Annotated in this window: 23 protein-coding genes; 7 read left to right on the forward strand and 16 right to left on the reverse strand. The window is 60.7% G+C overall.

The features are described from left to right. Positions 1 to 322: 322 nt before the first annotated feature. Positions 323 to 1,213, reverse strand: a complete 891-nt coding sequence (locus R3F07_12485; GenBank protein ID MEZ5277190.1) for a DMT family transporter — start codon at positions 1,211 to 1,213, stop codon at positions 323 to 325. A 154-nt stretch (positions 1,214 to 1,367) separates the two neighbouring features. Between R3F07_12485 and R3F07_12490 the strand changes: the two genes are divergently transcribed. Further along, complete coding sequence (locus tag R3F07_12490; protein MEZ5277191.1) at positions 1,368 to 2,351, forward strand: sialidase family protein; 984 nt, start codon at positions 1,368 to 1,370, stop codon at positions 2,349 to 2,351. A 96-nt stretch (positions 2,352 to 2,447) separates the two neighbouring features. On the opposite strand, the gene R3F07_12495 is transcribed toward R3F07_12490, so the two are convergent. Next, a complete protein-coding gene (locus tag R3F07_12495) occupies positions 2,448 to 3,416 on the reverse strand; it encodes an alpha/beta fold hydrolase (protein MEZ5277192.1) in 969 nt (322 codons plus the stop codon). Positions 3,417 to 3,484: 68 nt separating this feature from the next. Continuing rightward, positions 3,485 to 4,822, reverse strand: a complete 1,338-nt coding sequence (locus R3F07_12500; protein ID MEZ5277193.1) for a dipeptidase — start codon at positions 4,820 to 4,822, stop codon at positions 3,485 to 3,487. Positions 4,823 to 4,976: 154 nt separating this feature from the next. Between R3F07_12500 and R3F07_12505 the strand changes: the two genes are divergently transcribed. Both R3F07_12505 and R3F07_12510 read left to right on the forward strand, forming a co-directional pair. Then, positions 4,977 to 5,753: an aldolase/citrate lyase family protein gene (locus R3F07_12505; GenBank protein ID MEZ5277194.1), complete on the forward strand. Its 777-nt coding sequence runs from the start codon at positions 4,977 to 4,979 to the stop codon at positions 5,751 to 5,753. A gap of 314 nt (positions 5,754 to 6,067) precedes the next feature. Then, on the forward strand, positions 6,068 to 8,518 hold the full coding sequence (locus R3F07_12510; protein MEZ5277195.1) for a TonB-dependent receptor: 2,451 nt from the start codon (positions 6,068 to 6,070) through the stop codon (positions 8,516 to 8,518). Between the two features lie 233 nt (positions 8,519 to 8,751). Here the strand turns inward: R3F07_12510 and R3F07_12515 are convergent, their stop codons facing one another. From R3F07_12515 to R3F07_12560, 10 genes are all read right to left on the reverse strand, one after another. Then, on the reverse strand, positions 8,752 to 9,909 hold the full coding sequence (locus R3F07_12515; protein MEZ5277196.1) for an ABC transporter permease: 1,158 nt from the start codon (positions 9,907 to 9,909) through the stop codon (positions 8,752 to 8,754). Continuing rightward, positions 9,906 to 13,214, reverse strand: coding sequence for an ABC transporter substrate-binding protein (locus R3F07_12520; protein ID MEZ5277197.1), 3,309 nt, complete (start codon positions 13,212 to 13,214; stop codon positions 9,906 to 9,908). Before R3F07_12520 ends, R3F07_12515 begins: the two co-directional genes overlap by 4 nt. 137 nt (positions 13,215 to 13,351) lie before the next feature. Then, positions 13,352 to 14,053, reverse strand: coding sequence for a peptidase E (locus R3F07_12525; GenBank protein ID MEZ5277198.1), 702 nt, complete (start codon positions 14,051 to 14,053; stop codon positions 13,352 to 13,354). Positions 14,054 to 14,115: 62 nt separating this feature from the next. Next, positions 14,116 to 14,466 carry an arsenate reductase (glutaredoxin) gene (gene arsC, locus R3F07_12530; protein ID MEZ5277199.1) on the reverse strand — a complete coding sequence of 117 codons (351 nt, stop codon included), beginning with the start codon at positions 14,464 to 14,466 and terminating at the stop codon, positions 14,116 to 14,118. Positions 14,467 to 14,510: 44 nt separating this feature from the next. Further along, positions 14,511 to 15,800: a phosphopyruvate hydratase gene (gene eno / locus R3F07_12535; GenBank protein MEZ5277200.1), complete on the reverse strand. Its 1,290-nt coding sequence runs from the start codon at positions 15,798 to 15,800 to the stop codon at positions 14,511 to 14,513. After that, positions 15,788 to 16,324, reverse strand: a complete 537-nt coding sequence (locus R3F07_12540; protein MEZ5277201.1) for a phosphotransferase — start codon at positions 16,322 to 16,324, stop codon at positions 15,788 to 15,790. Before R3F07_12540 ends, eno begins: the two co-directional genes overlap by 13 nt. Before the next feature lie 152 nt (positions 16,325 to 16,476). Further along, positions 16,477 to 16,797: a hypothetical protein gene (locus R3F07_12545; protein MEZ5277202.1), complete on the reverse strand. Its 321-nt coding sequence runs from the start codon at positions 16,795 to 16,797 to the stop codon at positions 16,477 to 16,479. A 19-nt stretch (positions 16,798 to 16,816) separates the two neighbouring features. Beyond that, positions 16,817 to 17,680 carry a PIG-L deacetylase family protein gene (locus R3F07_12550; GenBank protein MEZ5277203.1) on the reverse strand — a complete coding sequence of 288 codons (864 nt, stop codon included), beginning with the start codon at positions 17,678 to 17,680 and terminating at the stop codon, positions 16,817 to 16,819. 3 nt (positions 17,681 to 17,683) lie between these two features. Continuing rightward, positions 17,684 to 18,508, reverse strand: coding sequence for a sugar phosphate isomerase/epimerase family protein (locus tag R3F07_12555; GenBank protein MEZ5277204.1), 825 nt, complete (start codon positions 18,506 to 18,508; stop codon positions 17,684 to 17,686). Between the two features lie 14 nt (positions 18,509 to 18,522). Then, positions 18,523 to 19,296, reverse strand: coding sequence for a sugar phosphate isomerase/epimerase family protein (locus R3F07_12560; protein ID MEZ5277205.1), 774 nt, complete (start codon positions 19,294 to 19,296; stop codon positions 18,523 to 18,525). A 245-nt stretch (positions 19,297 to 19,541) separates the two neighbouring features. Between R3F07_12560 and msrB the strand changes: the two genes are divergently transcribed. Next, entirely contained in the window at positions 19,542 to 20,132 is a 591-nt protein-coding gene (gene msrB, locus R3F07_12565) for a peptide-methionine (R)-S-oxide reductase MsrB (GenBank protein MEZ5277206.1), read from the forward strand. Between the two features lie 66 nt (positions 20,133 to 20,198). On the opposite strand, the gene R3F07_12570 is transcribed toward msrB, so the two are convergent. Both R3F07_12570 and R3F07_12575 read right to left on the reverse strand, forming a co-directional pair. Continuing rightward, complete coding sequence (locus R3F07_12570) at positions 20,199 to 21,095, reverse strand: DMT family transporter (protein MEZ5277207.1); 897 nt, start codon at positions 21,093 to 21,095, stop codon at positions 20,199 to 20,201. Then, the gene (locus R3F07_12575) at positions 21,092 to 21,517 is read right to left on the reverse strand and encodes a VOC family protein (protein ID MEZ5277208.1); all 426 of its coding nucleotides are present in this window, start codon (positions 21,515 to 21,517) and stop codon (positions 21,092 to 21,094) included. The genes R3F07_12570 and R3F07_12575 overlap by 4 nt, the downstream gene beginning before the upstream one ends. Before the next feature lie 255 nt (positions 21,518 to 21,772). On the opposite strand from R3F07_12575, the gene R3F07_12580 reads away from it, so the two are divergent. From R3F07_12580 to R3F07_12590, 3 genes are all read left to right on the forward strand, one after another. Beyond that, positions 21,773 to 22,267 (forward strand): hypothetical protein, encoded by a 495-nt coding sequence (locus R3F07_12580; protein ID MEZ5277209.1) that lies wholly within the window; start codon positions 21,773 to 21,775, stop codon positions 22,265 to 22,267. A 66-nt stretch (positions 22,268 to 22,333) separates the two neighbouring features. Then, positions 22,334 to 22,996 carry a DUF4136 domain-containing protein gene (locus R3F07_12585; protein ID MEZ5277210.1) on the forward strand — a complete coding sequence of 221 codons (663 nt, stop codon included), beginning with the start codon at positions 22,334 to 22,336 and terminating at the stop codon, positions 22,994 to 22,996. A 25-nt stretch (positions 22,997 to 23,021) separates the two neighbouring features. After that, positions 23,022 to 23,657 (forward strand): hypothetical protein, encoded by a 636-nt coding sequence (locus tag R3F07_12590; GenBank protein ID MEZ5277211.1) that lies wholly within the window; start codon positions 23,022 to 23,024, stop codon positions 23,655 to 23,657. Here the strand turns inward: R3F07_12590 and R3F07_12595 are convergent. After that, positions 23,626 to 24,162 carry a thermonuclease family protein gene (locus R3F07_12595; GenBank protein ID MEZ5277212.1) on the reverse strand — a complete coding sequence of 179 codons (537 nt, stop codon included), beginning with the start codon at positions 24,160 to 24,162 and terminating at the stop codon, positions 23,626 to 23,628. The two genes, R3F07_12590 and R3F07_12595, sit on opposite strands and share 32 nt — an antisense overlap. Between the last annotated feature and the right edge of the window lie 19 nt (positions 24,163 to 24,181).

Here is a 24,181-nt window from a genome sequence, read left to right on the forward strand (position 1 = left end):
GGCTTACGCCTCGATTCTTGTCCAGACCGGCTCTGGATCGAGGCGTAAAGCCTCTCCTACACACTCTCGTGGATACCTGATACCCATCAGTTGATCAGCGTCAGTCCACTAGTGTGGCATCAGGCACCCGCAGGCTGCTTTCCGAGACCTACGTCGTGGAGGCACACCAGGTGCGCGCCCGATAAGCCGCGTTGCGCGACAAGCCGCGGACAGGCCACGCCTCCACCGTCGAGCCGCCGGTCCGCCAGCTGGGCACGAGAACCGGAAAGGTGCATGGCAACTTGCAGGGGTGAGTCGCACGGGCAGCTCTACCGCTGCTGACTCAGGGCAGGAGGAAAATCGCCGCCACCCCGGCAAATCCGAGGAACACACCCGTCGCTCTTCTCCATCCAATCGGTTCGCGGAGAAAAAGCGCCGCAAGGATGATGATGAAGATGATCGATGTCTGATTGAGGATCGAGGCCGTCGAGGCTTCCGTGTACTTGAATCCCGCCATCCAGACAAGGAGGGAAAGCCAGGAGCCGAGCGAGGCTCCCAGGAAGATGCTGACCCAGGGCAAGGGACCCCGAAAGACCCGGATGGATTGTTTTGTCCGGCCGGATACGAGAATCCAGGCCACGCATCCCAGGAATCCGACCATCAGGCGCCAGGCCGAAACGGCGAGGGGAGAGGTATCCGCAAGAATCGGTTTGGAGAGAATGACTCCCGAGGCCATCAGGAACATGGCCAGGGCACCATACCCCAATCCCTTCCAGAGAACACCGGTGGGCAGCCGGTCGAAATGGGTGCTGGCCGTCGCAAGCAGAACGCCACCGATGATCAGGATGAAGCCGGCCAGATGGCCCCATCGCAACGATTCGTCCAGGAAGAACACCGAGAGGACGATGACGAACGGACTGTAGAGGCAGTCGACAACCGCAGTCCGACTGGCGCCCAGGAGGTTCAGCGCTTTGAGAAAAAAAGTGTCCGCGACGGTGATGCCAAGCAGGGCTGACAGGCTGAGCAGCCCCAGCTTCTCCGCCGTGAGGTTGTGAAATTCATCCCACCCGACCACCACAAAGGAACCCGCGAACAGAAAAAGGCCGACCACGTTCTTGAGGACATTCAGTTCGACGGCAGGAACGCTGGCCGAGGCCGTGCGCAGGAAGATCACGGCGATCGCCCAGAGCAATGCGCAGGTGACGGAATAGATTTCTCCCAGGTGGCTGACCATTTCGGAAGTTGAGCAGAAGCCGGCGGATCGGCTAGCCTGAAAATGAGCCGGCGACTCACATCCGGCGGAATTCCGCGCCATCGTTCGATTTTGCCGGGATTGGGTTGGCCCGCGCGGAAGAACCGGGCAGACTCCGGTTCCAATGGAACCCCCCATGGAACGCTTCATCGCCATCGACAACGTCTGTGCCTGGCCCAACCTGACCCGAATGGCCGACGGCACACTCATCGCCACGATCTTCAATCAACCCACGCACGGCGGTTGGGAGGGCGATGTGGAATGCTGGGCCAGTCGCGACGAAGGTCGCACCTGGAAGCTGCGCGGAGTCCCCGCGCCGCATGAACCCGGAACCAACCGCATGAATGTGGCGGCCGGCCTGGCTGGGGATGGTGCCCTCGTGGTCATCGCCTCGGGATGGAGTCGGCGGAACAAACCGGGCAATTATTCGAGTGCCCATGAGGGTGAGGTGCTCACCCCCTGGGTCTGCCGTTCGGAGGATGGCGGAATCACCTGGAAACGTACCGGTTCCGTCAAACTGCCGAGGATTGAGCTCTACCGTGGTGTTCCTTTCGGGGACGTCGTAAGGCATGCGGACGGAGCCCTTGGTGTCTGCATTTACGGCGGGGACAAGAACGGAAACCATTCCGAATACTTCACGAGCGACGATGACGGCCTGAACTGGAGGCGGAAGAGTGTGATCGAAGGGGATTCCAGCAATGAGACCGCACCGCTGGTCCTGCCCGACGGCACCCTCCTGGCGGCCGCGCGCACCCGGACGGACTCACGTCTCGAACTCCACCGATCCCGGGACCAGGGGTGCTCATGGGAGGCGCTGGGAGCGTTGACTCTGGCCGGTCAGATCCCGGGGCATCTGCTCCGCCTGGCCGACGGTCGGATCCTGCTTTCCTTCGGCATGCGCAACAAAGGGATGCACGGAGTGGGGGTACGCCTGAGCAGCGATTCCGGAGAGACCTGGGGTGCCCCGCGGGTGATCGTCAACTACCATGCCGAGACGGACGGGGGCTACCCCTCAAGCGTCCAGGTGGAGGACGGGACAATTGTGACGGCCTATTATTGCGGCGGGATCGAGACACATCAGCGGTACCACATGGGCGTTGTCCGCTGGAAGGCGGAGTAAGTGGATCTACATTCGCGCAGAAGCCGCACCCGCGGGTGGTTTCTCCGGATTCAGGGCATCCGGCAGCCTGGTTGCGGGGAAGAGTAATCGGAATACCTAGTCGAGTGTCTCCAGGAACTGGATCGCCCGATTCTCTTTCCAGCCCCGGTCGTCCGGTTCTTTTCCAGGAAACCCGACGTGTCCACCCGTGTCCGGGAACTCGAGACGGAGTGCGGGGTTAACCGCGTCCTCCCCTTCAGGAAAACACTCCGGACTGAGAAACGGGTCGTTGCGCGCATTCACGAGAAGGGTCGGCACCCGGATCGCGGGCAGGAACTGGCGGGAGCTGCACCGGGTCCAGTAGTCGTCGGCATCCCGAAATCCGTGCAGGGGGCCGGTATAGCATCCGTCGAATTCGCGAAAGGTCCGCATGGAATCGATACCGGATAGATCGATTGAACCGGGGTGCTCCCGGGCATAGTGGCGGATCTTGGCGACGAGAGTGCGCAGAAACCGCTTCATGTAGATGCGGTTGAGGGGCCGGGCGAGGACGGACGCGCTGGAAGCGAGGTGGCAGGGGACCGAGAAGGCAACAGCCGCCTTGATCCTCTGATGGACCTGATCGGGCGCTTCACCAAGGTACTTCAGCGTGATATTGCCTCCCAGACTGAAGCCGACGAGGGCGATCTTGTCGTAGCGTTCCGCCACATGGGCGATGACCGAACGGAGGTCTTCCGTTTCACCGCTGTGGTAGAACCGCCGGGTTCGATTCGGCTCACCGCTGCAGCCCCGCAGGTTGAGGGCAAGCACATCGCGCCCCGGATCAGCCGTCCAAAGCGCCCGGGCCATGGCAATGATATAGGGGGAACGGGCGGAACCCTCGAGCCCATGAATGAGCAGGCCGAGGTTCGCTGATCCGGACGCGAGCCAATCCAGGTCGACAAAATCGCCGTCGGGCAATTCGAGACGTTCCCGGCGGTAGCCGGGATCCCGCCGACTTCCGGCCAGGGCCGGCTCGAGGGTCTGAAGGTGGCCGCCGGGCAACCACCAGGGGGCCCGGTAGAAGGAAGGAGAAGTCGCCGGCACGATGGAAACGACCTCCGGGGCTCAGGAATTCACGGTCAGGACCTTGCCGGCGAAAGCGTGGAGCAGCTTCACGTATCCGATCCGGCCGCGTTCAAGACTCTCCAGGTGGATGTACTCGTTGGGGGCGTGGATATTGGTATCCGGCGTTCCCCAACCACAGACCAGCGTGTCCACGCCGAGGACTTCCCTGAAGACGGGCAGGACGGGAATGCTCCCCCGATCCGGCACGCGTAGGGATCCTTCCCATACAGATCCTGAAGCACAGAGCGCGCAATTCGGATGGCCGGATGATCCAGCGACATGGAATAGGCATCCGCCCTCACTCCGCCGAAATGAACTTCGGCCCGGACCCCGACCGGAGTCTCACGCTCCACATGCTCCCTGATCAGGTGAAAGATGCGGTCGGGGTTCTGGGAGGCAACAAGGCGGCAGGTGATCTTGGCGTGGGCTTCGGAAGGGATAACCGTCTTCATGCCTTCGCCCTGGAAACCTCCCCAGATTCCGTTGATCTCAAGGGTGGGGCGGGATGTCCGCCGCTGTTGGGTGGAAAATCCGGGTTCGCCGTGCAGTGCCGGCACTCCGAGCCTTTCCGTGTATCCGGTTTCATCGAAAGGCACCCGGGCGGCCAACGCTTCCGCCTGGGGGTCGATCGGATCGACATCGTCGTAGAATCCGTCGACCGCAATCGTGCCGTCCGGAAGCCGCATGGAAGCCAGGATCCGGGCGATCGCCTCCAGCGGATTGAGGACGGCTCCTCCGTGCATCCCGGAATGCAGATCACCGGAGGGTCCGGATACATGGAGTTCAAGACTGGTCGCCCCCCGGAGTCCGAGAATCAGGTTGGGGGTGTCGAGCGACCATTGGCCTCCGTCGGCACTGACCACCAGGTCACCGGCAAATCGCTTCCGCTCCTTCAGGAGGCAGGCCCCGAGTGAGGGACTTCCGATCTCCTCTTCGCCTTCGAAGCAGATCTTCACGTTGACGGGCAGTCTGCCCTCGACCGCAATCAGCGTCTCGAGTGCCGCCAGGACTGTAATCACCCCGAGTTTGTCGTCCGAGGCGCCGCGGCCGTAGAGGCGGCCGTCCCGCACTTCCGGTTCGAACGGGGGTGACTGCCAGAGATCGAGCGGATCGACCGGCTGAACGTCGTAATGGGCGTAGAAGATCACGGTCGGTTGTCCGCCGGCGTGAAGCCAATCGGCGTAAACGACCGGATGTCGGTCCGTCTCAAGAACCGTGGCATTCTCCATGCCGATCGCTTCGAATCGATCCCGCAGCCACGCTGCGGCGTTCCGGATATCCTGCCGGTTCCGACTGTCACCGGACTGGCTGGGGATCCTGATCAGTTCCTTCAATTGCTCGAGGTGGCTCTCCCGGTGCTGTTCAAGGTATTCGGATGTGGTCATTGGCTGATGGACGCATGCTCCTCATGCCGCCGGCGGAGGCAAGAACAGGATGCCCCGGATTTTCCACCCTGCCGGCTCGAAATCGTTCAGCCTGGGAGGGAACGCGGGGGTATTGCCTTGTCCTCGGCGGGTTCTCTGGAAAGATCCCGTCCACATGAGGCGTTCCAAGGTTCTGGCAAAAATCCGGGCGGGCGAAGTTGCCCGAATCTGCAATTTCGGTCACTTTCTACCCTACGCGCCGAAGCAGGCGGCTCTCGCCGGATTCGACGGGGTCTGGATGGACGGCGAACACCGGGCCTGGAACCCACGGGAGGTCCAGGCAATGATCGCTTTTCATCATCTGGCCGACATCGACTGCCTCTGGCGTCCGCCAACCCTCGAGAAAACTGGGCTCTACCGGTTGCTGGAGGACGGGGCTTCCGGAGTCATCATCCCCCATGTCTCGACGCCGGAGAAGGCCGCCGCCATCGTGGAGGCGACCCGCTATCCGCCCATCGGCGACCGGGGCTTTGACGGAGTCGGCCTTGACTGCGGGTTTGACTTTCAGCCCTTCGAATCGACCCGGGACAGTAATCGGGAGACCGTGGTATCCGTGCAGTTGGAAACGCCCCTGGCGCTGGAGAATGCCGATGCCATTGCCGCGATCGAAGGGGTCGACATTCTCTTTCTGGGTCCCGGAGATCTTTCCCTTCGTCTGGGTTGTTCCCCCGCAGCCGGAGATCCCACCATGCTGGAAGCCGAAAAGCGGGTCGCCGCGGCTGCCGCCCGCCACGGGAAGGCCTGGGGCCGTCCGGTCGGCTCGAAGGAAGACATGGCGATCATCGTGGAACTGGGTGCGCGCTTCGTCATCATGGGGGGGGATTTCACCTGGGTCATGAACGGACTTAAGTCGGTCCAATCGGTCTTCAACGAGGTTCTGGGCGAAGCCTGAGGGCTTCCCCCCCGTTATCCCTGAAGTCCGGCGGGTCCGGATTCCGAGTCGTCACGCCGAGTCGTCAGCCCGGAGCAATCCGCGGGACCCTGCGGATTCGGTCCACGGTGTCGGGACAACACCGCGCCGGTCAATGGAGCGAACCAAAAAAAGTCGTCGCCCCATGGAATGAGATTGCTGCAGCTAATGGATGCTATAGGCCGACTCTTGTCGGTTGATTGGCTGTATTTACTGTGCACTCTGCTCCGACGGCGAGTTCTCACTGCATGCAAACCGGATCGTCACTTTCAAACGTTTCGACGGCTCGATTTCGCATGGCGAGCGCTTCGATGCGGTTTCTGATACCGACAATCATCATCTTCCAGCCCATCGGGATTCGGGCTCAGGAATCTTCAGGTGGGAATGCGAGCCCACAGGTCGCTTCGCAGGACTCAGCCAAGACGTCCGAGGCCATCACCAGCACCAAGGACGAGGTCAACCTGGTGAAGGATGGTTCGGTGGCCGACTCCCTGAAACGCAGGCCGGACCTGCGCTTTGGCAATGTGACGGTCGATGGTGAGAAATCCCAGGTCTCGCTCTCGTCCATGTCGTCGGCCGGAGTGGAAGCCGTTGAGGTGCTCAAGGCGATCACTCCCGATGTGGACGCGGATTCAATCGGCGGTTCGGTCAGTGTTCGGTCGAAACCCGCCTATGACCAGGGAGAGCGAACCCTGCAGGGCAGCGTGACATTCGACTACGCCTCCCTGTTTGATACCTGGAATCCGAGCGCGAGCGTGACCTTCGGTGAGGTATTGGGGGCGAACCGGAATCTCGGTTATCTCTTCACCGTCAACGGGGGCGACGATACCCACGGATTCGATCGGCTCTTCCATCAATGGGGACCGTCACCGGTTGAGGGCGGAGACTTTGCCTTCATTGATGAGACCTACTTCAGTCAGCTGAAGGAGGAGGTGGTTTCGCTGGAGCTGACAGGGGCGGTGGATTTCCGGTTGAACGAGGTCTTTTCCTTCTTCGTCAAGGGCAACTATCAGGACTCAACAGGCGACCTTTTCATGCCCCGTTACCGGCAGCGCTTCGGTGCTGGTAATGTCGAGTCTGCTTCCGCGGACAGCGCGGTGGTCCGCGATGCCTCGGTCAAGCGGGACATCGTGGATGATGAATGGAAGTACCACCTTTATTCCGTGGCGGCAGGAGGCTACGCCAAGACGAAGGACATCGACCTGGACTACAGATTGTCCTATGAGACATCGGGATCTGACGAGGAGGACTTCTTCACGCTCGACTTCCGGGCGGACGGAGTCGATCTGAGCTACGACCGGAATGACCGCCAGTTTCCCGAGTTCGCGGCGACCGGCGACCAAAAGATCGATGATCCGTCCATCTTCCTTTTTGAGGACATGATGCGCCAGGTCTGGCGCCAGTCCCAGAGCGACCTGATCGGGACGGTGAACCTGAAGGTCAAGCACGGTCTGGGCACAGCGGGGACCGGATTCTGGAAAGTCGGGGCCAAGGCCCGATCACGTGACGTCGATCAACTGGCGGACTCCCGGATCTACGATGGCTTTGACGGGGATTTTTCACTGGCGGACGTGGTGGCACCGTATGGTGACGACAAGGTATTCGAAGGCCGCTATCGACTTGGTCCGATGGCCGGCCCGAGCCAGTCGCGGGCGTTTATCGATCAGAACTCCGACCGGTTTGTCTACAATGTAAACCGATCCAGGGAGGAGTCCGATCCCGCCACCTACAATGCATCCGAACTGATCACGGCGGCATACGGGATGGGCAGTTATGAGACCGGGCCACTGCGATTTATCGCCGGCGTCCGCCTGGAGAAAACCTCCATTGACTACCTGGGCCGCGAGGTGGTCTTTGGAGAAGACGGTGATTATGAGGGGACGAATGAACAGACGGGCAGCAGCAGCTATACCAACGTCTTCCCCGGTCTCCACGCCCGGTATCGTTGGGGTGACCGGTTGACCGTCATCGGCTCCTACACCCAGTCGATTCAACGGGCCCCCTATTCGCAGATCGTCCCCTACCGACTGGTCTACCGCGAAGACCTCTTTGTCGAGGAAGGCAATCCCGGCCTGGACCCGACTCTCTACGACAATTTCGACCTCGCCTTCGATTTCAATCTGCCGGCGGATGGACTCCTCTCCATCGAACTCTACTCCAAGAAACTGCACAACGTCGTGTATCCGTCGACCTTTCTCCTGGTGGATGGCCCATACGCCGGATTCGAGCGGCGCAGGCTGGAGAACGGTCCCGATGGAACCATCCAGGGACTCCAGGTCACCTGGTCGCAGGGGCTGGGCGCAGTGTCGGAGTTCCTCGAGCCGATTTCATTCAACGCGAACCTGATTCTGCAGAATTCGGAGATCGAATTCGACGAACGTCCCGACGAAAAGCTTTCCATCACACGAATACCCGGGGAAGAATTCTCGCTGACCCTCGTCTATGAACGCGCATGGTTCTTTGGCCAGGTCGAGCTCAAGCATGTCAGCGACATGCTGCTATATGTCGGGGATACCGCAGCATTCGACCACCGCGGCTACCCGACCGATGTGGTGAATCTGGCAATGAGCTTCCAACTGTCAAAGGGCATCCGCCTGATCGCCGAAATCGACAATCTGACGGGCGAGCCTCCGTCCTATTCACAAGGCGGTCCGCAACCCTACAGTTATGAGGGCGATGAGGACCGGCCTTATCAGCATCTTCAGAACACCTGGGTAGGTCGCCTCGGGGTTCGATTCGAACTCTGAACCGGGCCTGGGTCGGTTGATTCAATCGGTGCCAGCACGATCTGGACTGCGTATGGTCCGAGCCGCTGTCTCCCGTTGATGCCCTTGGAATGGATTGCCCCATTCCGGATCCTCCCGCTATGAACGGGAAGTCGTGCCTATTGCAGTCAGGCTTCGTATTTGCGCTTCTGGACCTCTCGGCCACCGAAAGTCGGGCCAGGGGGGGCTTTCCCAGATCTTCAGCCGGAACCTCACTAGGAATAGGGATCAGCCGCATCCCGAAGACCGTCGCCGAGGAAATTGAAGGCGAGGACGGTCATCACGATGAAAACCACCGGCATGAGCAGCCAGGGATAGTTGGCGACCACTTCGAGGTTGAAGCAGTCCTGAAGCATGACGCCCCAACTGACCACCGGGGCCCGCAAGCCGAGTCCAAGGAAGCTCAGGGCGGTTTCGCCGAGTATCATGCCCGGTACGCTGAGGGTAAGGGTCACGATGATATGACTGGTGAAACCGGGCACGAGATGCCGGAAAATGACGCGGGCGTGCCCCGCCCCGAGAAGCCGGGCGGCCACCGCATAATCCTCTTCACGCAGGGAAAGAATCTTTCCCCTGACCACCCGGGCCAGCCAGGTCCAGTTGAGGGCACTGAGTACAACGGTGATCGCGAAATAAACCTGCAAGGGCGACCAGTCCTTCGGCAGGATGGCCGCGATGGCAATCCAGAGCGGCAATTGGGGGAAGGCGTTGATGATCTCGATCGTCCTTTGGATGAGGTTGTCGATGGATCCGCCCACGTAACCGGAAATCCCGCCGATAATCACGCCGACCAGGAAGGTGACGGAGATTCCGGCCAGGCCGATGGAAAGACTGATGCGGGCTCCGTGGATGATCCGGCTCCAGATGTCATGACCGTAGCGATCCGATCCGAAGAGGAAGAAAGTTGCCTCCGCCGGAGAGGGACCATGGTCGGACTCGGCCAGGCGTTCGTAGTCCACGCCGAAAAACCTGTGCTCGAACGGCACGAGACCGAGCAGGCGATAGGGTTCGGAACGGACGAAGAATCCGAGCGGAACTTTCAGGTCGGAGTGCTCGACATAGAAGTTCTTCAGGTTGGTTGGACTGATGTGATTGGAAATCGCGTAGGTGTGCAGGCCGTCTTCAAAGTTGAAATGAGGCAATTGGGGAGGAGCGAAGATGAAGTTCATGTTTCGCTCGTTCTGGCCGACCGGCGCCATGAAGTCGGCGAAGAGCGCCAGGGCATAGATGATGCACAGGGCGATGAGTGAAACGAGGGCGAGTCGGTGTCGCGCGAACCGCAGCCGGATCAGCTGCCATTGGGTCAGGACCCCGAGGTCGATTCCTTCGGGTGTGATCAGGACTGTTTCGTCAGGTGCCCGTGCATCGGTCATCGGCTGCCTCCTTCCATTCGAATCCGGGGATCCAGGGCCAGCAGAAGAAGATCGCTGACCAGCGTACCCATTACGCCGAGCAGGCTGAGCATCATGAGCATGGAGCCGGCCAGGTAGATGTCCTCGGCAAAAAGTGACTCGAGGAGCAAGGGTCCGACTGTGGGCAGGCTGAGGACCATGGCGACGATCGCTTCGCCGGACACGAGAGCGGGGAAGAGGCCACCAATCCCGGAGATAAACGGATTGAGGGCCAGGCGGACGGGGTATTTGACCAGCAGTTTCATCGGCCGGACGCCCTTGGCGCGGGCGGTGGTGACGTACGGTTTCCTCAACTCGTCCAGGAGGTTGCCGCGCATGACCCGAATCATTCCAGCGGTGCCGGCAATGCCGATGACCACGACGGGAAGCCAGATGTGCAGCAGCAAGTCCTTAATCTTCGGCCAGTCCCATTCCGGTTGGGAAGCGAACTGTGGTGAAAAGAGCCCGGAGACATTCAGTCCGAGGAACTCGCTGCTCCAGTACATGAGCAGAAGCGCGAGGAGGAACCCTGGAACGGACATCCCGATGAAGCCGATGAATGAAACGACATAGTCGAGTATGGAATACTGCCGGACGGCTGAGAAAATGCCGATGGGCAGGGCTATGCACCAGGTGAAGAGTATGGTGAAAAGCGAGATGACGATGGTCAGGGTGAGCCGGTCGCCAACGATGGAGTTGACCGGATCGCCGTTGAACATGGAGCGGCCCATATACCCCTGAAGCAGACCGAGGTCCTCGCCTGAAAACGTGGTGAACCAGAGCAGGCCGGTCCACCGGAGATACTGGACGAATTGCGGGTCGTTCAGGTGAAAATCGCGCTTCAGTCGTTCAATTTCCTGCAGGTCGGTCGAGGCGCCGGTCTGCTCCAGTTCAAGGATCTTCGTCGTGGCGAAATCTCCGGGAGGGACCTGGATCACCGTGAAGACGATGATGGAGATGACGATCATGGTCGGAACCATGATGGCAATCCTTCGACCAATATAAGGATGCCTGACCGCCACGAGGATCAGAAAGGTGACCAGGATGCCCAGGAGAAGGAACTTGAGGAAGGGAATGCCGCCGTTGTCACTCTGAATCTCCGAACCCTCCGTAATCTGGTTCGGCCGCGGGGTCACCGTCAGCACCTCGCGACGCATCTGTTCCATGGCGCCTTCGGAGTCACTCCGGCTCTGGAAGTAGAGTGTTTCCATGCCGATGTTTTGCGGACTGAGGACGTCCCAGGTGACCACCGCCATCTCCGGCACATTGTGAAGGTCGTTGGTCGCGGTCATGATGCGGGGCGGTGTTGCCGAAACAGCGATGGTCCAGGTGTTTTCCCTGGCGATCTCGAGGATCTGCAACATGATCTCGGCGCGTTCCTCTTGCGTGAGGGCCTCCTTGACGCCTTCATAGAGCTCCATTGCCCGGCGCAGCGGATGATCTTCGGGCGGTTCCACGGCGCCCGGGATGTCGGCCAGAGGGTTGTCGTAGAGACCGCCCCGCAGGTACCAGGTCGCATAGGAGCGGGCATAAAGGCAGAAGATGTTCAGGGGAACGAAGAAGCGTGGTTCCAGAATCGGCATGAACTCCCCGTTGCCAAACCAGACCCCGATATCGTGGCTCTCGGCGGCCGTTTCGGTCCCAAACAGGCGGTCGGAGCGGTTCAGGAAGGTGATGCGCAGCCCGATATCCCGCCAGAATTCCGTGATCGAATGGTAGAGGGCGGAGGCATTCTGGCTGGCGTTCTGGGCATAGAGGAAGAACTGCGCCTTGGTGCCGTCCGGAAATGTGCGCATGCCTTCCGCGTCCCTTTGGTCAAGGCCGATTGAGTCGAGCAAATGGGCCGCCCGTTCCGGGTCGTATTCGATAAATGCTTCCCGCAGGCCGGGAAGAAAATAGTCGCCCGACTCCGGACCGGGCCCGATCTGGGCCGGGATCGGCACGTTGCTGTATTCATATCGGATGATCGGTCGCCGGTCGATGGCCAGCGAGAGCGCCTGTCGAAATTCCTTCTTGTTCAGGTATTCACGTTTCCAGACGGTGGACGGATCCTCCGGGTCGATGCGGCGCAACAGGTTGGGCTGAATGACGAACGGGGATCTTGCGCTCTCGTACCAGTGGAGGACCCGGAAACCCTTCGCCTCCTGGTTGTCGACCAGAAGGGTGTATTGCCCCATGCCGACTCCGCTGGGTTGAAAGTCGAGTTCACCGTTGGTCGCCGCCACCTGGATCATTTCATCGGTCTTCACCTCGACCATGACCCGGTCAATATAAGGGAGCTGACGGCCTTCGGCATCGACTGCAGGGTAATAGGGATTGCGCACCCAGCCATGCGGCGGGTTCGGTTTGAAGGTCCGGTAAACCCAGGGCCAGAGGCGGGGGTGCTCGGGGTTGTTGAATTCCTTGATCCGTGTGTAGACCGCGTTGTCCGTGCTGACCCGGAGGGCTGAACGCATCTGGCGACGGTCTTCCGGGTTACCCAGACGGGGATGGTACTTGCGCAGGTAGTGGGCCGGGGCATTGACCATGCCCTGTCCGGCCCAGGAGGCCAGTCTCTCGAGAAAAATCCCGTTCGGGTGGGGAAAAGTGAAGCGGACCGTATAGGGGCCGAGCGCCTCGACCGTTCCGAGTTTCCCCCTGACCATCATGGCATCAAGCGGGGCGGGAGTCAGCTCGGTGTCCGTCTGTTCTTCTTCCCACCAGTAGAGGATGTCCGCCGATGTGAACGGCTCGCCGTCCGACCACCGGATGCCGGGCCGCAGTTCAAAAGTGTAGGTCTTCCCGTCCTCGGACATTTCCCAACTCTTGGCCAGATGCGGGACAATCGGATAACCGAGAGGCGACCACCGGACGAGCCCCCCCCCCGAATAATAGAACTCCATCAGGCGAAGTCCGTTGGTGCTGTTGGTCAGGACGTTCATGGTACCGCCGTAGCGCCCCGCGCCCTCCGCCCCCTCCATCACGATCGGCTCGGGACCGATTCGATCAATCACCGGATCGAGTTTCCCTTCCTCCACCAGCGGAGCCAGCAGCGGCGGCTCACCTCTTGGCCACCAGTCCGCTTCGGGTCCGAGGGAGTAGTCGACTTCCACCGTAACGACCGGCGGGTTATCAATATCGATGGCAACCGCGCGCGCCTCTTCCATCATGGCGACTTCATCCGGATCGAAATACGGCATTTCCGTCGGCAGTTCCGGCTTCATCACCCAGCCCCAGAAAAGCATGAAGGCCGCGAATCCGGATAGGACCGCGAGGCAGAGGGCGGGAAATCGAAAGCGATGGGGCACGAGAGAGCTAGGGACGAAAGTTGTGCACGGATCCACCGGATGGCAAATCGGTTTTCCGGAACCGGGCGAGCGACGGTCAGCGGGAATACGAAAAACTCTTGCGGCGGCGGCGGTCAGCCGCCTCCGGAATCGCTGGATCACGCGCCCAGATAATCCGTCGGTTGCACCTCTTCGCGGACCTGTCCATCGACTCGGTCGACCCGGTAGACCTTGGCGTTCGGCCGGGAGGAGACCATCCGATGAGGTTTGCCGTCAATAAAATGGACGGCGGCACCGTCGTCCGCCGCCCAACCCGACGGAAGCTCTCCGTCACGCATCATCCGGTGAAGGGCGGGGCGCCGCCCGATCTCACCGTCATAATGAGGCGTAAAGCAGCCCTTGAGAATCCCCAGGCAGGGAAGGGCACTCAGCGTCCCGGGCAATGAATCCGTCGTACAGGCCTCGAACCAGCAATTGGCGCCGGCACTCACCCCGGCAAGAACGGTCCCATTGCTGCAGGCCTCGATGAGAATACGTTCAAGCCCCCATTCCCGCCAGAGTGCGAGCATGCTCTTGGTGTTCCCTCCGCCGACATAGATGATGTCCTGGGTCATGAGGAAGCCCTCGAGATCGATGGTGTGGGGCGCAAAGAGGGACAGGTAGGTTGGCCTGGACGGCAACTTCGCGTAGGCCTTGAAAAAGGCAATCGTCTGGCGCTCCGCATTGTCGGTGCCATGCGGCAGAAAACAAACCGACGGCCGCTCCGCCCGCGATAGGCCCAGAAGATAGCGGTCGAGCAGGGGATTTTCGGGTTCCATCAGGAAGCTGCCTCCTCCCATCGCAAGAATTTGACCGTTCATGGATGTTGGTTGGAACCGGGTTCAGAGCTCGGGCGAGCTGGGGAAGTGTGCGCTTTCACGAGTCAGAGGAGCCCGAGGACGTTTTCGGGCGGTCGACCGAGGACCGCTCGCTCGCCGCGTATAACGATAGGCCGCTCGATCAGGGCGGGATTTTTCGTCAGGAGGTCGATCCAGGCGGAGCGGCTTCTTTCGTCCACCGGAGATAATCCCAGCTCCCTGGCGAGGGGTTCGTTGAATCGCACAAGGACGCGGGGATCCACCTTCAACTTTTGTATGGTATGGGTCAGCTCCCTCTTGGTCAGCGGCTCTTCCAGATAGAGAAGGAGTTCAGGCTCGATGCCGCGTTGCCGAAGCAGCTCAAGAGTCTGCCGGCACTTGCTGCACCGCGGGTTGTACGTGATCGAAGTGGGCATGGGCGGGGGACGGGGAATTCCGGGTTGGGTTCAAGAACAATCTCTCAGCGAGCACAGTCAAAGGAATAGGGCGCGCGACGTGCCCGGTCGCCGAGAGTCTCGGCGATACGAAGGACCTCGTTCCACTTGGCGGTTCGCTCACTGCGTTGGATGGAGCCGACTTTCAACCAGCCGGCATTGGTTCCGACTGCCAGGTGGGCGATGAAGACGTCTTCCGTTTCGCCGGATCGTGCCGAAACCACCGGCTCCCAACCGGCTCCCCGGGTCAGGGTGATGGCGTCGAGTGTCTCTGAGACGGTGCCGATCTGGTTGAGCTTGATCAGGACGGCGTTGCCGGCTCCGGCAAGAATTCCTTTGCGGATGGAGGCTGCGTTCGTGGTGAAGAGGTCGTCTCCGATCACGATCGTCCTGCCGCCCTGTTCCCTGGTCAATTGAGCCCAGCTCTCCCAGTCGTCTTCACCGAAGGGATCCTCGAGCATCCGCACTCCGTAGGCTTCGATCCACCGATTGAGCCGCTGCCTCCAGGCAGCCGGATCGAGGGTGGTTCCTTCACTGGCGAAATGGTAACCGCCATCCTCCGTCCTCAATTCGGTGGCCGCGATATCAAGGGAGAGCACGACGTCGTGTCCGAGTTTCAATCCGGCCGAGGCCACGCTTACCGCCAGAAACTCAAGCGCCTCTTCGCAGGATGCGAATGCCGGCCAATATCCCCCCTCATCGGCGCAGCCGCAGAATTTGCCTTTGGCTTTCAGCCGACGTCCGGTTTCCCGAAAGACCCGATCGGTGATCTCGAGGCATTCCCGAAAATCCCGGGCATGTGGAGCCACCACCATCAGGTCCTGAATGTCGAGCGAACCGGGTGCATGAGCGCCTCCGCCGATAATCTGTATCTCGGGCCGCGGCAGGATGTCGCCACTGGTCGACGCAAGGGAAGCGATATGTTCAAAGAGGGGAATGCCCCGGGAACGGGAAGCGGCCACGCAGGCGGCCATGCTCACGCCGAGGATGGCGTTGGCTCCGAGCCGTGACTTGTCAGGGCTCCCATCGGCACGGCACAAGCGGGCGTCCACGCGGGCTTGATCTTCGGGATCCAGACCCATGACGGCGTCGGCCAGTTCGGTTTCCACATGGGTGACCGCCCGATCAACGCCCTGGCCATCGAAAACGCCGCCACCATCCCGCAGTTCCAACGCTTCCCGCGAACCGGTGCTGGCTCCCGAAGGCACGATGGCCCGTCCGAGGGTTCCATCATCGAGGATGACGTCGACCTCTACGGTCGGTCGTCCCCTTGAATCCAGCACCATCCTTCCCTTCACTTCAGTTATCGCGGACATGGTCGGAAGCGGCTGGCAAAGTGTTCAATGAGTTCACCGGTGGCAGGAGGGGGATCCAGGATCTGGTCACGCGCGAATGCACGGGTGGCTTCGCGTTGTTGTTCGGTGAGATACTCGACCGGCGATTTGCCGTCAATACGCGCCAGCATGAGCATGGGAAGGAGCCGGCCGACCCGTTCGTCGGGGTCCGCAAAGGCGGCTTCCTGGATTTCGGAACAGTAGGCGGAGAAAAATTCGGTGATGCCCGCAAACACTTCGGTGAGCCGATCAGGTCGGCACACCCCTTTGAGCAGCAGATGGTTGATCAGGAAAGCCAGGTCGAAGGCTGGGTCGCCGAAGACGGCCACTTCATGATCGAGAATGACCATGCGCCCGTCTACCTGAAGCATGATGTTCTTTGGCGAGTAATCGCCATGGATCAGGCACACCCTGTTCCGAACCAGACTGTCAATGCCGGTGTTGATCTGCGATGAGAGGTCCGGGTGACGCCGGGCGACCGTCCGGAGGTAGGGATCGATCCGCAATTGATCGAAGAGGTCGTGGTGGGCAAACCGTCCCGCCAGTTCAGGGCGATGTGAGGTCCGGCTGTGAACCCGTCCACATTACGGCCGGCCTGTTTTGCGGTTGCCCGATCGGATTGCCCGTTCAGGTCGGATTTTCCAGGTCCGCGCGTCGGTCAGGTATTCCATGACAAGAGCTGCTCCACGGGATCTTCGAAGATCAACCTCGACGCTTGCGGCTCGATTGCGGCGTAGATCCGGATCGACGCCCGTTCCGCAGCATTGCGCTTGGGATCCGCTTCCCAACGGTCGGCTACTTTCAAGCGGGGAAGGGCTTTTTTCACGCAGACCGGAGGGCCGGAGGGTGGATCGGCTCTGAAAATCGATGATGAAACACCACCGGGCAACGCCTCGATCCGGGCGCACTCATCGTCCCCCATCAAGCCGGCCCGGCGAAGAGCGGATTGGATATCATCCAGGCAAGGAGGATGATTCATGACGGCGTATCCAACCCATCTATTCCCGTTCCGCCTGCCCGATCCCGGTGGGCGATCCGGTTTCGAGCGGGTCATGCCCGAAAACGCTCCGGAATTCGCCAGGTGTCAGCCTGCCGCCATATTCGCAGGCCTCAAAAGCTTCGAGCAGGAGGGGCTCGCCGGTCGAGATCTTCCGGAGTCGTGCCGGAATGCGTTCCCGATGGCGCCGGCCAAGATCGCCGTCGTGGGCCTTCATCCGGTTCGAAAGCCAGACCTCACGTTTGGCCGGATCTGACGGGACCTCGGCCTGCCCTTCGACATGTGGGAGCCACTCGAAGAACTGGCTTCGATGACAGGCCATGGCTTTGATCTTCCGGTCAAACGTCGGGTTGATCACGACAAAGGCGTCGGGCGTAAACGGATACGGCCTGGTGAATCCGTCCGACAGGTAGAAGATGGCGGGATTCCTTTGCAGCGGAGGGAACTCCGGGCAAACGTGCGGCACCATCACCATATAGGCCGCATCCTGGACAATCTGCGACGTATAGCGGTGATCCGGATGGTAGTCATTGGGCCGGTGGGTCAGCACGAGATCCGGGTGCCATTCCCGCACCAACCGGATGATGGCCCGGCGAGCTTCCAGGCTGGGTTCCAGGGACCCGTCGGGAAAAGGGAGAACCTCTGATTCGATGCCGAGGGTGTTTGCGGCAGCCCTGGTCTCGGCCAAGCGGATGCCCACCAATTCCTCCGGAGGGACAAGATGGTGGCCGCTGCGTCCATCGGTCACGCTGACAAACTTGATGACATGGCCGGCATCCACCCAGCGGGCGGCGGATCCGCCGCACTTGTATTCGGCATCATCCGGGTGCGCGCCGACAACGAGGATGCGGAGCGGGGCGGGCATGGTTCAGAAACGGTTGAGAAACTGGAAACTCTCGCGGATTGAGCCGACCATGTCGGCGTTGCCGGATTCATCCTCGATCGCAAAGACACCCGTATAGCCGATCGATTGAAGCGCGGCAATGTAGGCGTCCCAAGGCACGTTGCCCAAACCACAGGTGGCGCGCCTGGTTTCGGGGTTCCAGTCTTTGGCGTGGGTGTGCGCGATGTAGTCTTTTAGGGTGTGAACGCCGCGAACGGTGCCTTCTTCCGATCCAAAGCGAAGCAGGTTGCAGGGGTCATAGTTCACCTTCAGGGCGGGGCTTCCGATTTTCTCAAGGAACGTCCGGAGTGCCTCCGGGGTTTCCTGGCCGGTTTCCGGAGCAAAGACCGCTCCGACCTTTTCGGCGTGAGCCGCGATGGCACCGACGGACCGGAGGAGGGTCTGGTAGGACCCGGAACCGGTGTCCTCGGGTATCTCGCCCACGTGCGTGGTCACGAGCGGGGCACCCAGGTCGACGGAGAGGCTGAGAACCTCATTGGTTTTCCGGATGCGCCACTCCAATCCATCTTCCTCATCGAGCCCGCCGAAGGTCACGGAACCCATAAGTTGGGAGCAGAAGCCGCTGAATCCGATACCGAGTTCTTCGGCGATTCTGACCGCCTCCCGACGGACGGCCGGCGTGGCCATCTCAGGATCGAGGATACAAGGCGTGTATTCCACGTTGACCGCCCACGGTTGGACTGACCTGCAGCCAATCTCCGCTACGATTTCCATGTGGCGCCGCAGAGTGGCGAGATCCGGGGTCGGCCCGAGGGTCCAGATGGCGCATCCGATCTTGAGTGAGTTCATGGTATTCAGGTCTCCTAAAGCTTGGCCAGCATGGCTTTGAATTCGGCGAATGCCTTCGGGAGGTTGGCCAGCGGGTCCCCCTCGACCGACTCCATGGTGACAGTGCCGCGAAATCCGGAGGCCTTGAGTGCTTTGAGGACCCGCACAACTTCCGCGTCCTTCACCCGGCCCTCCTGGTCGCAGTAGGTCGCCTTGACGTGGGCATGGCACGCAAGATCGAGCAATTTGAGATTGCCTTCAGGCCCCTCGTAGAGGTTCCCCGTGTCAAAGTTGAGGCGGAGGTATTCGGAGGGGCATTCCTCGAAGAGTTGCCGAAATTCCGCCACATTGTCGGTCAGGGGACCGTGGGATTCGAGCGCCAGCATGACCGACCGCTCCTCAGCGTAGGCGGTGACCTCCCGCAGACATTCCATCATCTCCTTCTTCAGGCGCCGGCCCTGTTCCCGGTCGCCCCAACCGGCATGGAAGATGTTCAGCACCCGCGCCCCGAGGAACTCAGCGTAGTCGATGAAGTCCTTGGTCAGGGCGACTTCCCGCCGCCGCTCGACCGGATCGATCGCATTGAAGTGGTTCTGGGCGGCAATGGCGGCGCAGAAGATGCCGCCATCCTGAAGCATGCGCTTCAGGTTGCGAAGGCCCTGCCTGGACCAATCCGGATAGGTCGTCCTGGGAATCTCAATCGCGATTGCGTCGAGGTCGTTGGCCAGAAACTTCACGGCGTCGGGAAAGCTGATCTTTCCGGCAGCCAATTCCCTGTGGATGAGCCAGGTACTGATGACAGGTATCATGGTGTCGGGGCGGGGGAGGGGCAGTTGGGCGGAATGGACCTCTCCAGTCCAGTCGAGCCGGCGCAAGTGGCAAGAACTTCCGCATTGCCACGGGGTTCTATCTGGAGAACATCGCCGCCCATTCTACGCCTGAGCGGCGAGGTGTTGGTTCCGCCCGATGTTCCGAGCGCCTTCATGCGTGTCGATTTGCTGCCCGACTTGCGAATTTGGGGAATAGAAGCACCGTCAATCGTTCTCTCAATGTCATGAACGTCCGTTTTCAATCCAAGCATTTCATTCTTGCGCTCGCCTTGCTGCTGCCGATCCACACCCTGGTCCTGCAGGCGGGCGAGGATCCTGTCGCTGCCGCAACCGACACCGAAGTCCCGGCGCCCAAGCGACCAGCGGATCGCAGCAAGCTCTCAGACGAGGAGCTGCGGAGCCAACTGACGGATATCCAGTATTATGTGACCTGTCAGAATGGCACCGAGCGCGCCTTCGACAACGCCTATTGGAACAACAAGAAACCCGGCATTTATGTGGACGTGATCTCCGGCAAGCCCCTCTTTTCCTCGCTGGACAAATTCGACTCCGGGACGGGCTGGCCAAGTTTCACCCGTCCTCTGGAAAAGGATGCCGTGGTGGAGGTTGAGGATCGCTCCATGGGCATGGTCGTCACGGAAATCCGTTCGGAGTCCAGCGACGCCCATCTCGGTCATGTCTTTCCGGACGGTCCCCGGCCGACCGGTTTGCGCTACTGCATGAATTCGGCCGCCCTTCGTTTCATTCCGGTGGAGAAGCTTGAGGAGGAAGGTTACGGCGAATACCTGAAGCTCTTCAAATCCGGCAAGAAATAGCCTCTCGGCCTCTTCTATTCATCCGTTTCCAAAATCCTCCGGATCATGGGAGGGGGCCGCCCCCGGTCAAACAGCCGAGGCGCGCACGGTCTCCGGCCTGGGTCTTCCTCCGACGGCCATGCCAACCCCTCCGAGGATCAATCCGCTCGAAATAATCAGACGCAGAGAGAATGCTTCCGACAGGAAGAGGATGCCTCCCGCGGCGGCGATCAACGGGACCGAGAGTTGCACCACCGCAGCCCGGGTCGAGTTCAGGTGCCTGAGGGCCGCATACCAGACGACATACCCGCAGCCGGAGGCGAGCGAGCCCGAGAAGACCGCCAGAATCAGACCGGTGGCCGTGATTTCGATTGACCGAAACGCCACCGCACTGATCACCAGGGTGAGAGGCACTGCGACTATGAAGTTTCCCGCCGTCGCCGCCATGGGATTGATGCCACCCCGTCCGCGGATGGTGTAGAATCCCCACGATATCCCGGAGAGAGTCATCAGAAAGGCACCGGAGAGGGGCGGCGCCTCCACGCCCGGCGAAACGAGGTAGATCATTCCGGCAAAGGCCACGATCAGCCCCGACCATTCAAGCAGACCAGGCCTTTCGCCCGAGCCCAATGCCCAGAGGATCATGGTCAATTGCACGGATCCAAACATGATCAGCGCTCCGGTGCCGGTGCTCAGTCTGAGATAGGCGAACGAGAAGGTGCCTGCGTAAATCGCCAGCAGGACGGGAGAAATCCATCCTCCGCCAAACCAGGTCGGCGATCGGTCGCCGCTCAGCCGGAGAACGATGACAAGGGTGAGGGCCCCGGCAAGGATTCGAATGGAGGTGAAACTGGCGGCATCGATCTCCCCTCCGTCGAGGGCGGATCGGCAGAGCAAGGAATTGGCCGCAAACGCGACCATGGCGACGACGGTTTGGATCGCGGTGACCAGAACCGGAGGGTTCCCTGGGGAATCGGTTTTCACGGGGAGCCGTCGTGCGGCGGGAGATCCCATCCGCCGCCCCACAAGGTGGGAGGGGCGAATTCGACACTGTTTCCATCCGGATCCCTCACGTAGAGTGACCGACCGCCTTCCGCCCATTGGTGAACCTGCTCAATTTCCACTCCGGCAGCCAGGAAGCGCTTGCGCCATTCCTCGATTTCAGGATCGGTCGCGACGAACGCGATGTGTCCTTGGCCAATCATTCCGTGCGAAGGAACGGATCGACCGGACTCGCGGCTGAGATCGGGCTGAAAGACAAGAAGGACGCTCCCCGCGAGGCGATAGGTCAGAAACAGTTCGGATTCACGGATTCGTTCCAGCCCGAGAAGGCCGCCGTAGAAACGGTGGGCGGCCGCAAGGTCGGCGGCGTAGAGAATGGTCTCGAATATCCTCAGGGTGCGCATGGTGGAGGGTTGCTCGAGGCAAGTTCATCCCGCGCCCATGGCAATCCCGAAAGCATCGGTCGGCATGGGATGGCGCCGACGGACCGACCGGCGGAACCGTCTCTCCCCCTGTCGGGTTCGGGGGAAAAGAGATGCAGGCGATACTTGACCTGACCGCCAAAGGTGCTCACAACGGCCGACATCCCTATGTTCCTTCGAGCTCTTCACTTTCTGCTGCTCTGCACGAGTCCTTTCTTCCTGATCGGCTGTCAATCAGTGCCCACGGCCCAATCTTCGGGTGACCCGACGATTGACATCAGTGCATTCAAGACCTTCTACCTGAGCCCGATCCCCAAGGATGGCCCGGGCGTGGACGAGGGTTTGCGATCGCTCCTGACCAGTCTCGACCAATACGTGATCACGGCCATGACCCGGAAGGGTTACGTCGAAGCGACCGAGGATACGGCGGACATGATTCTTGCTCCGCGCGGACGGTTGAAGGCATCCAATTCGGTGGCCGGATCCCAATTCGGCAACTACGGCGCCGGCTCGTGGATGTCGGGAACTCCCTGGGGGACTTCGAGCGTGAACGAGTCAACCGCTTCGGTTCTGGTCTTCTGTTATGCCCGCGAAGTCGAGAAAATCGCGTGGCTGGGCTGGGAATCCAGCAAGAGCATGAAGAGCCGCCCGAACGACGTCTTCGAAGGCGCCGCAACCGCCCTTTACCAGATCATCGAGCAGTTTCCCGCACGAAATCGTTCGGCGCCCTAGACGGCAGCGCCGCGACTCCGAGAACGACATTCACCTCCACTCCTTTCATCATACCCAGAACGTAACATGCGCCTCACCAAACAAGCCATCCTGGCCGCCCTGGCGGTCTTTGCTCTCGCCGGTTGCGGAACACCTCCGCCGAAGATCGAGAGCCAGGTCAACAGTGCCATCGACTTTCGACCGTTCAAGACCTTCACCATTCTTCCCTACACCGAAGAAAGTATGTCAGGAGCCAGCCCCGGAGCTCTCCTGAGGGTCGGTCAACCGGTGGCCCTGGAGATTCAGAACAATATGCAGCGGCTCGGCTATATTCCGGTCGGAGATCTGGAAAACGCCGATCTGGCCGTCAACATTCGAGGGAAGTCCATCCCCAAAATGCAGGTCACTGAATATGGATACGGCGGTTACTACGGAGCGGGCGGATATCCCTACGGTGCCGGCGGATGGGCGGGCATGTATCCCTACGGCGGTTATGGCGGCTACGGGATGGGAGTCGGGATGGGCAGCACCGTCCAGGTGGACCAATACAATGAAGGGACCCTGGCGATTGACGTCTACGAGACCAAGACCAAGGAATTGGTCTGGGTCGGGTGGGCCACCGGAAGGGTGGCCAGCGATGGTCCCGATATGGACCGGCTGCGTGGCGCCATCCAGCAGATCCTCGCCCGCTTCCCCGTGGCGACCAATGACGGCCCGGGCAGCGCCATTTCCCAGGCCCCGGCCAACTGATCCATTCCAACCGTCGATTGAAGCTATGAAAACCCTGAGAACACTCCTGGCTCTCACTTCCCTTTCCCTGCTGGCCGGATGCGCGAGCGATTCCGGGATCAAGATCGACAATTCCTGGATCAACGGGGACTACACCGGGGACAGGCTCAGCAATCTGCTGGTGGTCGGTCTTGCCCCGAATGAGGCCAATGTCAAAATCTGGGAGGACGCCTTTGTCGCCCAGTTGCAGAAGAGCGGACGGCGGGGGACTCCCGCCTATACCATCTTCAACCAGGCCTTTCTGGCCGAGAACGGTGTCGACAACGAGGAGGCTGCCAAGGCAAAGATCCGGGAACTCGGTTTCGACGGGGTCATCCTCGGCAAAATCCGCGATGTGGAATCCGGTCCGGTGGTTGAAGGCGGAGAGACTCATGTGATCGCGACTCCGGCCTATTACTCATTCTACTCCTACTACGCCCCCCAGGTCTACCAGGTTCAGGACAAAACCCGGGTGGTGCAGGTGAATCGGGTTCGGATCGAGACCAACATTTACGCCGTCAAGGGCGAGACCCTGGTCTACACCGCGATGATTGACAGTATCAATATGGGCAATGATTCCCAGACCGTCACCGGACTGGTCGATTCCGTGATCAAGGACCTGAAGAGTCGGAAGGTTCTGTAATCGCCGGCTCGGCCTCCGGTTCTTCCTCATCGGGCGGACGCAATTCCTTCCAGACGCCAAGGCGCTCGCTTTGAGCGGCCTGTTCCGCTTCGGCGTAGTCGAACGCATCCGGAGCGACCGACTTGACCCAGACCGCAAAGCCCATCCGCAGGAGATCCAGGGCGAGATCCTGGGAACCCCGGTAGACCACACGGCCGTAGGAGCGCTCGGTTTCCTCCCGTGGAACAACCATTTGGAATCCGATCTCGCGGCCGAGGATGTAGCGCTCGGCATAGCGGCGGGCTTTCTGACCGATTTTCTGGCCCACGTCCGGGCATTCCACTCCCCAGAGCGCGATCCAGAGTTCCCTCCCGTCCTGGGTGCGGAGGTAGAAGGTATCGCCGTCTCCGATCGCGAGGACCTTTCCGATAAGGATTTCGTCTTCAGACTGCGACCAACCCCAGTGGGCCGCCGTCAAAAAGGCCAGGGAGGCGATCGCTAGCAGAATCCGGCAAGGGAGAAACACGCCCGATCTTCGACCCTGA

The organism is Opitutaceae bacterium, assembly GCA_041395105.1.
Lineage (GTDB): Bacteria > Verrucomicrobiota > Verrucomicrobiia > Opitutales > Opitutaceae > B12-G4.